This window comes from Alsobacter sp. KACC 23698, from assembly GCF_045348435.1.
Classification (GTDB): Bacteria; Pseudomonadota; Alphaproteobacteria; order Rhizobiales; family Beijerinckiaceae; genus Alsobacter.
Window position 1 is genome coordinate 1,500,461 of sequence record NZ_CP157484.1, and the last position, 12,449, is coordinate 1,512,909.

Sequence of the window (12,449 nt, forward strand, 5' to 3'; positions counted from 1 at the left end):
AAAATGACCACAAAGGTGAAAGGAAACTGAACGTAAACGTGGGCTAACCATATCTGGGCGGTTTGAGATGAATGAAATGCGAATAATCCGCCAAATAAGTCAGGATCTGCTTCGGATTGACGCATGATGTGTTTCTGGCCAGGTCTGGCGCCGCCCGGAGGCGTCGTGGGCGTGCTCGGGCGACGCCTCCGGAGATCGATCCTGCAGCGGCGCGCCGGGCCCCGCGGCCCGGGCGGGGGACGCTATTTGTCGTCCATGAATTTGAGGCGCGGCAGCGTCACCTTCTTTCCCGCCTTGGCCTTCTCCTTGGCCTCCGCCTTGCGCTGCTCCTCTTCCTTCATCCGCTCATAGATCCGCATCGCTTCAGAGTCGCCCTGGGCGCTCGACTTCGGCGTCTTGCTCATGGTGGGTCCTTTCGTGGTCTCGGACGCTTCCATAGCACACCGCCGGACGCGGATTCGGCCGGTGGGAAGAAAACCGGCGTGGCTTTGCGAGATCTCGGCGCGGAAGGCCAAGGTTCAGCCTCGTCCTCGCCCGAATCGGCTCACGAAGTGGCGTCTTATCCACCGGACCTGAGAAAGGCTCGACCTTGACTGCAGCGACCATCACCACCGCCAAGGGCCAGGAGGACCGCGCCTTCGACGAGATGCGGCTGGAGATCGTGGCCCGTTACGGCTTCGGTCTGTCCGACGCGCTGTGGGATCGGTTGTCGCCGCGATCGAAGGCCGAGTATCTCACCGCCATCCTGGACGTGATCCGGGTTCTGGAGATCGATTGACGGCTCCCGGCGCGAGGCCCACCTCGCGTCAGCTCGACGCCCGCCTTGCGGCTGGCCAGGGCGACCCGGGGCGGGACGCCCGCAATTCGCCCAGGGGCGACATCCTCAGGAGCCCCCGTGACACATGCAGCACGAGAGGCTCGGGCGCGGGCGGGCTCGCATCGCCGAAGACCTCCCTCCAGAGGAGCTGCAGGGACGTGGGGGTCGGTCGCGGTGCGGGCGGTTTCGACATGCGCCGACAACCCTGGCCCGACCGAACCGTTGCGCGCTGCGGTCTGTTAAGGTTTTCAGACCGTTAAGCGCTTGCCGCGCCTCGGAACTGGCCAACGCCGCAGACGTTTTCCTCCCGATCTTCAACCCTGGAGGACGTCATGATCAAAGTCATCGCAGCGGCCGCAGCGGTGGCCGGCCTCGCCCTCGCGACCGCGTCGGTCAGTTCCGCCCAAACCTCGAAGGGACCCGGCGCGTCCGGCGCCGCGCCTGGCCAAATGATGCAGGACAAGGGCTCCGTGAGGGGAACCTCCGGCGCGTCCGGCTACGCGCCGGGCCACAAGATGCAGGCCAAGGGCAGCGTCAAGGGCGAGCCCGGCGCGTCCGGCTATGCGCCGGGCCACAAGATGACGACCGGCACGATCGACAAGACCCGCAGGCCGTAATCTCCGCGTCAGCGCCAGAGCCCTGCGCGCCGGGCACTCCTCGCGTCGCGTCCCGGGCGGAACGGAGCGGCGAGGGGAGCCGCAGGCAGGGCCGCCCTCACTCGCTCTGTTCCTGCTGCTGCACACATTCTTCGGTCATGCAGATCACGACTGTCTTGGCCGCCTGTTTTGCGGGGGCCGGTCCGGTGAGGGAACCGACCGCGAGCGCGCCAGCCGCCGTGGCGACGGCGCGGCGCTCATGCTGGGGCGCCCGCACGCCATGCTGCCGATAGAGGGCCGCGTTCGCCGCCTTGCTGGCGCACGCGTTTTGGCTCGGCCGATAAAATTCGGTGGGGCCGCACACGGGACGGGCCTGCGCCGTCGCCGGAAGGGCCAGCGCAGCGGCGGCGAGCAGGATCAAGTATCGCATCGGATCAGGTTCCCTTGGGGGAAGGAACATGCCGCATCTGCAGGCATCCTAAGCCGTGCTGCGCTTTCGATCAAATCGTGGCCTCTCAGGGCAGACGGCTCAACCGGTTGACCTCATAGATGAAACCCCACGCGAACAGCACGAAGACCAGGACTCCGAAGGAGGTCGCGCCCAGATTGCGGACCCCGTCCGAGCCGAGGATCAGCGCCAGCCAGACCAGCAGGGGCACGCCGATCACCATCGCTCCGGCCACCAGCGGGCCCGTCTCGATGTCGGGCGCATAGCGCCTGCGACGCGGCTGGGCCGTGTTCGGCTCCAGCTTCTCCCCGCCGAGCCCGGGCCGGAGCCTCAGGAGGCGCTGCGCCATGGACGTGTGCGGATCAGCAGACATGGTCCCCCCTTGGACGTTTTGAACGCGGCATGAAACGGGGTGTTTGGGACGAAAATGCGCCCGCTGCGCCGACCGCTTCAATCCAGCTGCTCGATCTCCTCCAGCGTGCGCCCGGGCCGCCCACGGTAGCGCGGCAGCGACCAGCCCCAATGCAGCGCGGCTCCGCGCACCAGGAGCCCGGCGCCGAACCCGAGCAAGACCGAAATCTCCCGCGGCAGCCCCGCCAGCGACAGGGCCACGAACAGCGCGGCCCCGCACAGCGCCGCCGTGACATAGACTTCGCGGCTGAGCACGACCGGCATCTCGGCGCCGAGCACATCGCGGATCACGCCGCCAAAGGTCGCGGTGATCACCCCCATGACGACGGCCGCGGTGGCGCCGGCCCCCGCCAGCATGGCGCGCTCCGCCCCCGTCACGGCGAAAAGCGCGAGCCCGACCGCATCGAACCAGAGCAGCAGCCTGTAGCGCGACTGCGGCAGGTGCGCCGCGAAGAAGACCGAGGCCGACACCAGGACGCACACGATCAGATAGGCCGGCTCCTGCACCCAGAACACGGGCGATTTCCCCAGCAGGACGTCCCGGATCGAGCCGCCTCCGACGCCCGTGACGGTGCCCATCAGGGCGAAGCCGACGATGTCCATCTGCTTGCGCGAGCCGACGAGCGCGCCCGAGATGGCGAAGACGATCACGCCCAACCAGTCCAGGACTGCGGCGGCCGTGTTGAAGGTCATGCGGGGACTGGCTCCTGCGGCGAAAGCGTCACTTGGGCCATCTCGCGACGCGCAGGCAACCGTGAAAGCGCGATCGGATCGCTTGCAAACGCGCTCCGGCAAGGCTTTGCTGCTGCAAAACAGAAATCGAAAGAATTCGGGAAGGAGCACGCCATGAGCCGCGCCAGTGCATTCAAGGCCTTGTTGCTGGGGACTTCGCTTTTGGCGGCCTCGCCCGGCATGGCCCAGGACGGCGCGTCACGCTTCGCCAAGGGCGTCGACAGGCTCTCGCACATCGTCGTGCTCTATCTGGAGAACCGCAGCTTCGACAATCTTTTCGGGGAGTTCCCCGGCGCCAACGGTCTCTCCCAGGCCGGCGACGCCGCGACCCAGCGTGACCGCGACGGCAAGCCCTTCGAGACCCTACCGTCGATCGCCAAGCCGTTCGACCGGCCTGAGAACCCGCCGGAGCTACGCGCCGTGGCGAGCCTGGAGGGCCTGCCCAACCGGCCCTTTCCGGCCGTCGGGGTGCGCCCCGGCGTCACGGCGGCCGCCCATACGCGCGACCTGATCCACGCCTTCTACACCAATCGCACCCAGATCCATGGAGGCAAGAACGACCTCTTCGCGGCCTATTCGGACGCCAAGGCGCTGTCGATGAGCTATTACGGCTCGGCCGACATGAAGGACACCGCCATCTGGCGCCTCGCCCGCGACCATACGCTGCTCGACAACTTCTTCATGGGCGCGTTCGGCGGATCCTTCCTCAACCATATCTGGCTGGTCTGCTCCTGCGCCCCATCCTGGCCCGATCCCCCCAACAGCCAGCGCTCGCAGGTCGACGAGGAGGGCCGCGTCGTCGCCGAGCGCCGTGTCACGGCCAAGAGCGACGGCGACTACGCCGTCAACACCACCCAGTCGATTTTCCTCAACAACGGCCGGCAGGGCGAGAACGTGCTGCCGCCCCAGCGCGCCGTGACCATCGGCGATCGCCTGACTGAGAAGGGCGTGCCCTGGGCCTGGTACTCCGGCGGCTGGTCCGTCGCCGCCAAGTCGGACCGCACGCCCGAGGAGGACAAGCTGCTCCAGAGCCAGTCCTTCCAGTGGCATCATCAGCCCTTCGCTTATTTCGCGAGGTTCGACCCGACCACCCAAAAGGGGCGCGACGAACGCACCGAGCATCTGCGGGACGCCTCGACCCTGGAGGCCGACATCAAGTCCGGCGCGCTCCCGCCCGTGACCTTCTACAAGCCCATCGGCGTGCTCAACCAGCATCCGGGCTACGCCAACCTGGTCCCCGCCGACCAGGAGGTGGCCCGCATCGTCCGCCTCATGGAAGACAGCCCCATGAAGGACAGCTTCGCCGTCGTGATCACCTATGACGAGAATGGCGGGTTCTTCGACCACGTCGCGCCGCCGCAGGGGCCGGCGGCAGGCTCCAAGGCCGACTTCTTCGGGCCTGGGACGCGGGTGCCGACCATCGTGGTGTCGCCTTTCGCCCAGAAAGGGCAGGTGGATCACACCTCCTACGACACGACCTCGATCCTGAAGCTCATCGGGGAGCGCCACCGGCTCGACCCGCTGCCCAGCGCCCGCTACGGCGCAGTGGAAAGCCTCGCGAAGGCCTTCGACTTCAACCGTTGACATCGTCGGGCGTGAGCCCGCGGTTCCAACGATCTGACGGACTGTCGGCCCGAAGCTGATCCGCATCAAGAATCCGACCGCCGCCGGGCGCTATGCTTCGGCCTGATCGGCGGGGCCGTCTTGGCCTCGCCGCCAGCGGAAGGAGCCGCCGATGCCGAAGACGCGTTCGAGAGCCTCCCTGTCCGGGACGTCCGGGCGATCCTTCGCGTCCGTCGTCGGCGCGCTCGCGATGGCGGCGTCCGCCACGCTCCAGCCCGCCCGCGCCGCCGAACCGGTCACCGAAGCCGAGGCGCGCGAGATCGCGGTGGAGGCGTATCTCTATCTCTATCCGCTGCTGACCATGGACCTGACCCGGCGCCAGCTCACCAATGTCGAGGCCAAGCCCGGCGCGATCGGCGGGCCGATGAACCGCTTCAACAACGTGCTCACCTTCCCGCCGGCCGACATGAGGGTCGTGGTCCGCCCGAACTTCGACACGCTGTATTCGAGCGCCTGGGTCGACCTCACCAAGGAGCCCGTGGTCCTCTCCGCCCCGGACACCAACGGGCGCTACTACCTGTTGCCGATGCTCGACATGTGGACCGATGTCTTCGCCTCTCCGGGCTGGCGCACGACCGGGACCGCGCCGGCGACCTATCTGATCGCCGCGCCGGGCTGGCGCCCCGACGTTCGGGACCGCTTCGACGAATGGAAGCTGCCGGCCGGAACCCAGCGGATCGATGCGCCGACCCCGTATGTCTGGATCATCGGCCGCACGAAGACCGACGGCCCGGCCGACTATGAGGCCGTCCACAAGATCCAGGACGGATACGACGTCCGGCTGCTCTCCGAATGGGGCAAGGAGCGCAAGACGGCCGCGGCGCCGATCGATCCCAAGGTCGACATGAAGACGCCGCCGAAGATCCAGGTCGACACGATGCCTGGGCCGGCTTACTTCGCCTACGGCGCCGAACTGATGAAGCTGCATCCGGCTCACGCCACGGACCAGCCGATCGTCGCCCGGATGAAGCGGATCGGCTTCGAGGCGGGCCGCAGTTTCGACCCGAAGGCGGTGGCGCCGGCGGTGCAGAAGGCCCTGGAGACGGCGCCGCGCGACGCACAAGCCCTGATGACCTGGAAGATCCGCACGCTGGCCCGCGTCGTCAACGGCTGGTCGATGAACACGGACACGATGGGCGTCTACGGCAACTACTACCTCAAACGCGCCATCGTCAGCCAGCAAGGGCTCGGGGCGAACTTGCCGGAGGACGCGATCTATCCGCTCAACCTGGCCGACGCCCACGGCCAGCCCTTGCGGGGCGACAGCGCCTATACGCTGCATTTCGATCGGGCCGACATGCCCCCCGTCCAGGCGTTCTGGTCCGTCACGCTGTATGACGACCAGGGCTTTCAGGTCGCCAATCCGCTGAACCGGTTCGCGCTGAGCAGCTGGATGCCGTTCCGGACCAATCCCGACGGCTCCCTCGACCTCCTCGTCCAGAGCGAGAACCCGGGCAAGGACAAGGAGGCGAACTGGCTTCCTGCGCCCAAGGGCCCGTTCTCCCTGACGATGCGGCTCTACGCTCCGGCCGCGGACGCGCTGACCGGCAGATGGAACCCGCCTCCCGTCACGCGGGTGGGCGCCGCTCCCGCGCTGGCGACCGACTGATCAGCTCCCCGGGCGGACCGGCGCGGATTTCAGGATCGTCAGCGGAGTGCTGGCGTCTGGGCAGCGCTCCTCGAAAGCCGCGATGGCTTGTTCGAGGGGCGCGCCGCTGCGCTCGATGAACACCGGGACGGCCCCGTGACCCTCCACCATCAGGACGGTCCGTCCAGGCGCATGCAGCCTTCCAGTCGCCTGGTATCCGCCCAGCAAGGCCACGTCCTCCCGCTCCACCACCGCCAGCGTGTGGCCGCGCGCGGTGCGGATCACGAAAAAGGGCAGAACGGCGACTCCTCCAGCACGATCTCGCCGGACGTGTTCGCCGCCCATCGCGAATAGAGGAAGCTCGCCGAGGCGACAGCGAGGATGACGGGCCAAAGCAGGATGACGGCCAGGACAGGCTTGATCATCGCACCGCCTCCGGGGTGAGAGGGCAGGGCATGCGGTTGGTCGACTGTCGGGCCGATGCGCGATGGTACCGATTAGCGCGCGGGCCGCGCAAGCTGTCGGGACGATCTAGACCGTCCCTTTCCGACCCGCAGCCGGCCCTGGCCGGTTAACAGACTGGTGACGTCTCCTGACCAATTTGAGTCGATCAGCTTCAGGAGGAGGACACCATGACAGACACGATCGGCGTTCCCGGCGCGCGCATCCGCTCGTTCGTCGAGCGCATCGAGCAGCTCGACACCGAATTGCAGGAGCTGAATGAGGCCAAGAAGGAAGTCTTCTCGGAGGCGAAGGGGGAAGGCTTCGACGTCAAGATCTTGAAGGAGATCATCAAGCTCAGGAAGCAGGACCAGGAAGAGCGCGACGAGCGCGATTCCCTGCTCGACACCTATATGCGCGCGATGGACGCGGCCGAGCCCCAGCCGGTCGGCAAGGCCGCCTGACCGACGAACGCGTTCCAGCACGCGAGCGCTTTTCTCGGCGCGCCGGAGAGGATATGGCTGAAGGGCCGTGTCCTCCCACCGGGCGCCAGCCGGCAGCCGGTCCTTTCCGAAAAGCCGAATCGTGACCGCCGCAAGCCAGCCCGCCGTCTCTCATCGCGCCGTTCTACCCGTGCTGGTTGCGCTTAGCGCCACGCACCTGCTCAATGACCTGATCCAGTCGTTGATTCCGGCCGTGTACCCGATCATCAAGGCCGCCTATCACCTCGACTTCGGCCAGATCGGCCTGATCACGCTGACTTTCCAGATCACCGCGTCCCTGTTCCAGCCGCTGGTGGGACACTATACGGACCGGCGTCCCATGCCTCATTCAATGGTGGTGGGCATGGGGTTCACGCTGGTGGGCCTGATCGGGCTCGCCTTCGCGGGGAGCTATCCGCATCTCTTGGCGGCCGCCGCCTGCGTCGGGCTCGGATCGTCGATCTTCCACCCCGAAGCGACCCGCATGGCCCGCACGGCCTCCGGCGGACAGCACGGGCTCGCGCAGGGCATCTTCCAGGTCGGAGGCCAGACTGGCAGCGCGCTGGGCCCGCTGCTGGCGGCCTTCGTCATCGTGCCGCGAGGGCAGGGGAGCATCGCCTGGTTCTCGGTCGCGGCCCTCGTCGCCATGGGCCTGATGGTGTGGACGACGCAGCGCCATGAGCAGAGCCGCAAGGCGCGGCCGGCGGCGGCCAAAAGCTCGGCGCCCCTCCTGCAGCCGGCGCTCTCGCGGGGGCGCATCCTCTGGGCCATGACCATCCTGGTCGTGCTGCTCTTCTCCAAGAACGCCTACACTTCCAGCTTCTCGTCCTTCTATACGTTCTATCTGATCGACCGTTTCGGCGTGACCGTCCAGACCTCGCAGCTGATGCTGTTCCTGTTTCTGGCGTCCGCGGCGGCCGGCGCGCTGGGCGGAGGAATGATCGGCGACAGGGTGGGCCGCAACCGGGTGATCTGGTTCTCGATCCTGGGCGCGCTGCCCTTTGCGCTCATGCTGCCCTATGCCGATTTGTTCTGGACGGGCGTCCTCACCGTCGTCATCAACCTGATCATGTCGAGCGCCTTCGCCAGCATCCTGATCTACGCCATGGATCTGGCGCCCGGCCGCGTCGGGCTCATCGGCGGCCTGTTCTACGGCCTGAGCTTCGGCCTCGGCGGCCTGGCGGCCGCCATCCTGGGCGAGGTGGCCGACCGCGTCGGCATCGACGCGGTCTACCGGATCTGCGCGTTCCTGCCGGCGGTGGGCCTGCTGGCGTGGTTCCTGCCCAGGAGCGGTTCGTCCCGAATGGCCTGACGGCCGCGCTCAGCGGTGGTGAACGGCGCGCCGGTGCCGGTGATAGCGCGATCCCGCATAGCCGCCGACGACGCCGCCCGCGACCGCACCGGCCGGTCCCGCCACCGCGCCCCCGGCGACCGCGCCTGCGCCCGCGCCGACCACGGTGGAGCGCTTGACCGCATGGGCGGCGGACGGAACCGCCAAAAGCGCGGCCGCCGACAGCGCCGCAAACAAGCTCATCCGCATGGAACGTCTCCTCTGGTTGCTCCGCAAAGCAACGAGGGCGACGGTCCAGAGTTCCCGGTCCGGATGGCGGGCGCGCGGGCGCCGCCCGTTCAGGCCAGCGGCGTCCCGCGCGTCTCGCTGGGGATCATGGCGGTGGCTCCCGCCGCGCCCATGAGCAGGACGGCGAAGACGCCCATGGCGGGCTCAAAGCCCATCGCGATCACCGGCGCGAGCGCCGACGGCGCCAGAAGTCCGCCCAGCCGGGCCGCCGCGCCGGCGAGGCCCATGCCGGAGGCGCGGGCAGCGGTGGGATAGAGCTCTGGCGTGTAAGCGTAGAGCGCGCCCCAACTACCCAGAAGCGCGAAGCTCAGCACGAGCAAAGCCGCCGCGATGGCCGTCGCGTCGGAGGCGAGGACGAAGGCCACGCAAGCCGCCGCGCTGAGGAGCAGGAACCCGATGAGAGTGGGGCGGCGGCCCCAGACCTCGACCCCGACCGCCGCCAGCGCATAGCCCGGGATCTGCGCCAGCGCGAGCAGGACCAGAAAGCCGTAGCCCCTGACGAAGCCGAAGCCCTGGCCGGTCAGGCGCCCCGGAAGCCAGGTGAAGACGCCGTAATAGGCCACCGACACCAGGAGCCATGTGGCCAGGACGGCGATCGTGCGCCGCCGGTGGTCGCCCGCGAACAGGCCGGCGAAGCCGATCCGTGGAGAAGCCGCGCCGTCGAGCCGGCCCGAATAGGCCGGCTGTCCATTGGCGAGGAGGATGCGGTTGAGCACCGCCTTGGCCTCGTCGGGCCGGCCGGACCTCAGGAGGTAGAACGGCGATTCGGGCGTCCAGAACCGCAGGCCGATGCCGATCAGCGCCGGAAGGCCCGCCGCCGCGAAGATCCAACGCCAGGGTTCGGCCGCGCCGCCCGACGTCGCCGCCCACGCCGCCAAGGCCACCGCGACGGTGCCGATGGCCCAGAAGCCCTCCAGGCCGACGAGCCATCGGCCGCGCCTCTTGGCCGGGAGGACCTCCGCCATCATGGCGTAGTCGACCGGAAGCGTGCCGCCGACGGCGAGCCCGGTCACGAAGCGCAGGACGACCAGCGCCGCGAAGCTGGGCGCGAAGGCCGTGAACAGCCCCGCCACGGCGTCGAGGCCGACGGTCGCGATCAGGACGTTGCGGCGCCCGATCCTGTCCGCCAGGGCGCCGAAGGCCGGCGCGCCGATGAACATGCCGAGGAAAAACGCCGTCCCGGCCTGCAGGGCGGCCGGGATCGTCAGCCCGAAGGAGGCCGCCACGCTCGGCGCGGTGATGCCGACAGCCAGCACCTGCATGGCGTCCGCCGCCCAGACCAATCCGAAAATGCCCAGGAGGCGCGCCTGGAACGGCCCGGTCCCGGCCCGGTCGAGGAGGCCGTCGATCGTGGCGGAGTCGGCTGCGGCGGTCTGGTCCACGGGATGCGCTTTCTGAGGAGCTGCGGCGAGGGCCGCCTGGGAAGGAGGGCGAAAGCGCCCGGCCGGGTCGCGATCGGTTTCGGCGCGGAGGGTGGGCCAGCCGGGGCGCGACTGCAAGCGCCCCTTGGAAAGACGTCCGTATTTGGGTGGGACCCGCGCCGGGCGCTCCGATGCTCGCGCCTGCCTGCCGCCGGGTTGAACCAAACCGTCATCGAGAATGTTTCAGCTTCGGGGCGTGAAGGAGGACGACATGAACAACATCATCTATCTCGTCGGGCTGGTCGTGGTGGTTCTCGCCGTGTTGGCGTTCTTTGGACTGCGCTGAGGGCGTGGCCGCGGGCCCGGCTCCGGGGCCTCCGCCCCGGAGAGGCCTCGCCGCATCGGCGTTTTCTGCGCTGGGGCTGCGTCCTTTCGCCTTCGTAATGAGCCGGACTAGCCTCTCCCGATGTGACATGGTTTTTGCTGTCGCCACGCGAGCCGCGGGATGAACGCGGGTCGCGCCCCCCGACGCATGGACCTGGACGCATCTTGATCCGATCCCTCACTGTTCTGCGCAGGCGCGTTCATCGCCATGCGCGCACGCTGGCCGCCGTGCTCTTGGCCGCCCTCGCCCTCGCCGGAGCCGCCGCCTGGTCGCTCCGGACCCAGCCGGCCGAGATGTCCTATTCGAGCTTCTCGCGCGCCATGGCGGACGGTGCGCTGGCCAAGGTCTCGGTCAGCGACGGGGGCCTCTCGGTGGTGGAGAAGAGCGGGGCGACGGCCTTCGTCCGGCTGCCCACCGGCCTTCTGGATTCGGCCTTCCTGGATCGTCTGGCCGGCGCCGGCGTGGATGTGGACCTCACCCGCCACGATGGCGACCTGCTCGGCGTGCTCGGCGCGGTCGCCTCCGCTCTCCTGATGGGCGCTGTCGCGGTCGTGATGGCGCTGCAACTCGACCTGCGCGGCCGGCTGTCCTGGCCCGCCGTCGTCAAGTCGGTCCCGAGCCGCTTCAGCGACGTCGCCGGGCAGGACGAGCCGAAGGCCGAAGTGGCCGAGATCGTCACCTTCCTCAAGGACCCGGCCGCCTTCGCGCGGGTCGGCGCCCGCCCGCCCCATGGCGTCCTGCTCGTCGGCCCGCCCGGGACCGGCAAGACCCTGCTCGCCCGCGCCCTCGCCGGGGAGGCGGGCGTCGCCTTCATGGCGGTCGCGGGAAGCGAGTTCTCCGCCGCGCTCGTCGGCATGTCGAAGAACCGCGTCGCGCGCCTGTTCCGGGAGGCTCGCCGCCGCGCGCCCTGCATCCTGTTCATCGACGAGCTCGATTCCATCGGCAAGAAGCGCGGGGCGGGGGCCTCGGCCGCGGACCGCGAATACGACACCACGCTCAATCAGCTGCTGGTGGAGATGGACGGCTTCGAGGCCTCGACCGGGGTCATCGTGGTCGGCGCGACCAACCGGGTGGACGTGCTCGATCCGGCGCTGCTGCGGCCGGGCCGGTTCGACCGGCAGGTCCATGTCGGGCTGCCGCTCATCGCCGGGCGCGAGGCGATCCTGGCCGTCCATTCGGCCCACAAGCCCTTCGCGGCCGATGTCGACCTCCTGACCATCGCGCGGGGGACGCCGGGCTTCTCCGGGGCGGACCTCGCCAATCTGGTCAACGAGGCCGCCGTGTTGGCGGCGCGCGAGGGCGCCAGCCTCGTCACCGCCGCCCATTTCGAAGGCGCGCGCAAGAAGCTGCTGATGGGCCTGGAGCGGCGCAGCCTGGTGCTGGACGATGAGGAGAGGCGTCTCGTGGCCGTCCACGAGGCGGGCCACGCCCTGTGCGCGACGCTGCTGCCGGCGGCGGATCGGGTTCAATCGGCCACGATCGTGCCCCATGGCGGCGCGCTCGGCATGGTGCTGCGCCTGCCGGAGAGGGACCGCATCTGCGTGCCGCTCGACAGGTTGCGCGCCGATCTCGTCGTCGCCATGGGCGGCCGCGCCGCCGAGGAGGCGGTCTTCGGTCCCGACAAGGTGACCACCGGCGCCGCGTCCGACATCGCCCACGCCACCGACCTCGCCACCCGCATGGTGGCGGAGTGGGGCATGAGCCCCAAGCTCGGCATGGCGCGCGTCGAGCTCGCCGCCGGAGAACTGCCGGCCTTCGCCCGCGAGGAGGTCCGTAACATCGTGGCGGACGCCTACAGGGCCGCCCGGGCCATCGTCGAGGACCGGCGGGACCTGCTGGACCGGCTGTGCGAAGCGCTGCTCGAGCGGGAGACGCTCAACGCCCAGGAGGTCGCCGAGATCTGCGGCGAGCCAAGGCCGGGCGAGGGGACGCAGGCGCCCCAGAGGGTGGCCTGAACCGCCGCCGCCCCGTAGGCCGCAGCGGCGG

Annotated in this window: 15 protein-coding genes; 7 read left to right on the plus strand and 8 right to left on the minus strand. The window is 69.1% G+C overall.

The genetic code is table 11. The features are described 5' to 3' along the window. Nucleotides 1–242: 242 nt before the first annotated feature. The gene (locus ABEG18_RS06890) at nucleotides 243–404 is read right to left on the minus strand and encodes a hypothetical protein (RefSeq protein ID WP_406857343.1); all 162 of its coding nucleotides are present in this window, start codon (nucleotides 402–404) and stop codon (nucleotides 243–245) included. 185 nt (nucleotides 405–589) lie between these two features. Here ABEG18_RS06890 and ABEG18_RS06895 point away from each other — a divergent pair, with 185 nt between their 5' ends. Both ABEG18_RS06895 and ABEG18_RS06900 read left to right on the plus strand, forming a co-directional pair. Continuing rightward, nucleotides 590–778: a hypothetical protein gene (locus tag ABEG18_RS06895; RefSeq protein ID WP_406857344.1), complete on the plus strand. Its 189-nt coding sequence runs from the start codon at nucleotides 590–592 to the stop codon at nucleotides 776–778. Nucleotides 779–1,149: 371 nt separating this feature from the next. Continuing rightward, on the plus strand, nucleotides 1,150–1,434 hold the full coding sequence (locus tag ABEG18_RS06900; RefSeq protein WP_406857345.1) for a hypothetical protein: 285 nt from the start codon (nucleotides 1,150–1,152) through the stop codon (nucleotides 1,432–1,434). Between the two features lie 97 nt (nucleotides 1,435–1,531). Here ABEG18_RS06900 and ABEG18_RS06905 read toward each other — a convergent pair whose 3' ends face one another. From ABEG18_RS06905 to ABEG18_RS06915, 3 genes are all read right to left on the minus strand, one after another. Then, the gene (locus tag ABEG18_RS06905; protein ID WP_406857346.1) at nucleotides 1,532–1,834 is read right to left on the minus strand and encodes a hypothetical protein; all 303 of its coding nucleotides are present in this window, start codon (nucleotides 1,832–1,834) and stop codon (nucleotides 1,532–1,534) included. Nucleotides 1,835–1,928: 94 nt separating this feature from the next. Then, the gene (locus ABEG18_RS06910; protein WP_406857347.1) at nucleotides 1,929–2,234 is read right to left on the minus strand and encodes a hypothetical protein; all 306 of its coding nucleotides are present in this window, start codon (nucleotides 2,232–2,234) and stop codon (nucleotides 1,929–1,931) included. Between the two features lie 77 nt (nucleotides 2,235–2,311). Continuing rightward, a complete protein-coding gene (locus tag ABEG18_RS06915; protein WP_406857348.1) occupies nucleotides 2,312–2,965 on the minus strand; it encodes a trimeric intracellular cation channel family protein in 654 nt (217 codons plus the stop codon). Between the two features lie 153 nt (nucleotides 2,966–3,118). On the opposite strand from ABEG18_RS06915, the gene ABEG18_RS06920 reads away from it, so the two are divergent. Beyond that, complete coding sequence (locus ABEG18_RS06920; protein ID WP_406857349.1) at nucleotides 3,119–4,588, plus strand: alkaline phosphatase family protein; 1,470 nt, start codon at nucleotides 3,119–3,121, stop codon at nucleotides 4,586–4,588. 229 nt (nucleotides 4,589–4,817) lie between these two features. Beyond that, a complete protein-coding gene (locus ABEG18_RS06925) occupies nucleotides 4,818–6,236 on the plus strand; it encodes a DUF1254 domain-containing protein (protein ID WP_406858548.1) in 1,419 nt (472 codons plus the stop codon). Here ABEG18_RS06925 and ABEG18_RS06930 read toward each other — a convergent pair whose 3' ends face one another. Together ABEG18_RS06930 and ABEG18_RS06935 are read right to left on the minus strand one after the other, a co-directional pair. After that, nucleotides 6,237–6,500: a hypothetical protein gene (locus ABEG18_RS06930; protein ID WP_406857350.1), complete on the minus strand. Its 264-nt coding sequence runs from the start codon at nucleotides 6,498–6,500 to the stop codon at nucleotides 6,237–6,239. Continuing rightward, nucleotides 6,497–6,640 (minus strand): hypothetical protein, encoded by a 144-nt coding sequence (locus tag ABEG18_RS06935; protein ID WP_406857351.1) that lies wholly within the window; start codon nucleotides 6,638–6,640, stop codon nucleotides 6,497–6,499. The genes ABEG18_RS06930 and ABEG18_RS06935 overlap by 4 nt, the downstream gene beginning before the upstream one ends. A gap of 207 nt (nucleotides 6,641–6,847) precedes the next feature. Here ABEG18_RS06935 and ABEG18_RS06940 point away from each other — a divergent pair, with 207 nt between their 5' ends. After that, nucleotides 6,848–7,120 carry a DUF2312 domain-containing protein gene (locus ABEG18_RS06940; protein ID WP_406857352.1) on the plus strand — a complete coding sequence of 91 codons (273 nt, stop codon included), beginning with the start codon at nucleotides 6,848–6,850 and terminating at the stop codon, nucleotides 7,118–7,120. A 121-nt stretch (nucleotides 7,121–7,241) separates the two neighbouring features. Next, entirely contained in the window at nucleotides 7,242–8,450 is a 1,209-nt protein-coding gene (locus ABEG18_RS06945; protein WP_406857353.1) for an MFS transporter, read from the plus strand. A 9-nt stretch (nucleotides 8,451–8,459) separates the two neighbouring features. Here ABEG18_RS06945 and ABEG18_RS06950 read toward each other — a convergent pair whose 3' ends face one another. Both ABEG18_RS06950 and ABEG18_RS06955 read right to left on the minus strand, forming a co-directional pair. Continuing rightward, a complete protein-coding gene (locus ABEG18_RS06950; RefSeq protein ID WP_406857354.1) occupies nucleotides 8,460–8,678 on the minus strand; it encodes a hypothetical protein in 219 nt (72 codons plus the stop codon). 89 nt (nucleotides 8,679–8,767) lie between these two features. Beyond that, on the minus strand, nucleotides 8,768–10,099 hold the full coding sequence (locus ABEG18_RS06955) for an MFS transporter (RefSeq protein ID WP_406857355.1): 1,332 nt from the start codon (nucleotides 10,097–10,099) through the stop codon (nucleotides 8,768–8,770). A 528-nt stretch (nucleotides 10,100–10,627) separates the two neighbouring features. Between ABEG18_RS06955 and ABEG18_RS06960 the strand changes: the two genes are divergently transcribed. Continuing rightward, nucleotides 10,628–12,418, plus strand: coding sequence for an ATP-dependent metallopeptidase FtsH/Yme1/Tma family protein (locus ABEG18_RS06960; RefSeq protein WP_406857356.1), 1,791 nt, complete (start codon nucleotides 10,628–10,630; stop codon nucleotides 12,416–12,418). Nucleotides 12,419–12,449: the final 31 nt, after the last annotated feature.

What these genes read in the sequence shown, in the direction of transcription:
- ABEG18_RS06925 (WP_406858548.1), top strand. Translation starts at nt 4,818, where the DNA reads ATGGCGGCGTCCGCCACGCTCCAGCCCGCCCGCGCCGCCGAACCGGTC.
- ABEG18_RS06890 (WP_406857343.1), bottom strand. Translation starts at nt 404, where the DNA reads ATGAGCAAGACGCCGAAGTCGAGCGCCCAGGGCGACTCTGAAGCGATG.
- ABEG18_RS06915 (WP_406857348.1), bottom strand. Translation starts at nt 2,965, where the DNA reads ATGACCTTCAACACGGCCGCCGCAGTCCTGGACTGGTTGGGCGTGATC.
- ABEG18_RS06950 (WP_406857354.1), bottom strand. Translation starts at nt 8,678, where the DNA reads ATGCGGATGAGCTTGTTTGCGGCGCTGTCGGCGGCCGCGCTTTTGGCG.
- ABEG18_RS06910 (WP_406857347.1), bottom strand. Translation starts at nt 2,234, where the DNA reads ATGTCTGCTGATCCGCACACGTCCATGGCGCAGCGCCTCCTGAGGCTC.
- ABEG18_RS06940 (WP_406857352.1), top strand. Translation starts at nt 6,848, where the DNA reads ATGACAGACACGATCGGCGTTCCCGGCGCGCGCATCCGCTCGTTCGTC.
- ABEG18_RS06900 (WP_406857345.1), top strand. Translation starts at nt 1,150, where the DNA reads ATGATCAAAGTCATCGCAGCGGCCGCAGCGGTGGCCGGCCTCGCCCTC.
- ABEG18_RS06920 (WP_406857349.1), top strand. Translation starts at nt 3,119, where the DNA reads ATGAGCCGCGCCAGTGCATTCAAGGCCTTGTTGCTGGGGACTTCGCTT.
- ABEG18_RS06935 (WP_406857351.1), bottom strand. Translation starts at nt 6,640, where the DNA reads ATGATCAAGCCTGTCCTGGCCGTCATCCTGCTTTGGCCCGTCATCCTC.